This window comes from Vibrio sp. 2033 (genome assembly GCF_033339735.1).
The window spans coordinates 1-702 of the sequence record NZ_JAWOVC010000349.1 but is presented as its reverse complement, the minus strand read 5'-3'; the positions used below and the strand labels follow the sequence as shown (position 1 = coordinate 702).

At 45.2% G+C, this 702-nt stretch carries 1 protein-coding gene; it reads left to right on the top strand.

Annotated features, from left to right (window positions below):
- On the top strand, window positions 1-702 hold a 702-nt coding region (gene dinB, locus R7P74_RS26520), incomplete at both ends, for a DNA polymerase IV (RefSeq protein ID WP_318123635.1).

Sequence of the window (702 nt, the reverse complement as noted above, 5' to 3'; positions counted from 1 at the left end):
CTTCCTTAATTGAACCTCTTTCTCTTGATGAGGCCTACCTAGATGTTACCGATGCGACAGCGTGCAGGGGCTCAGCAACCCTGATTGCGGAGTCTATCCGTAATGATATTCGAAACGAGTTGGGCCTGACGGCATCAGCTGGAATCGCGCCGATTAAGTTTCTCGCTAAAGTTGCTTCGGATATGAACAAACCCAATGGACAGTTTGTTATTCCTCCTGAGAAAGTTCAAGAAGTGATCGATAAGCTACCACTAGAAAAAATCCCTGGAGTTGGTAAGGTCAGTCTAGAAAAGTTACATCAAGCGGGCTTTTATCTGTGTGAAGACATTAAAAATAGCGACTATCGAGAACTGTTACGCCAATTCGGTCGCCAAGGCGCATCATTGTGGAAACGCAGTCACGGTATCGATGATCGAGAAGTTGTAGTCGAGCGTGAGAGAAAGTCGGTTGGTGTTGAGCGAACGTTTAGCCAAAACATCTCTACTTATGATGAGTGCTGGCAAGTGATCGAAGAGAAACTTTATCCTGAACTGGAAAAGCGACTGGAGCGTGCCAGTCCAGATAAATCGATCATTAAGCAAGGCATTAAGGTAAAGTTCGCGGACTTCCGGCTCACTACCATTGAACACATTCATCCTCAGTTAGAACTTGAGGACTTTAAGTTGCTGCTAAAAGACATTCTAAAGCGTCAAAATGGTCGTG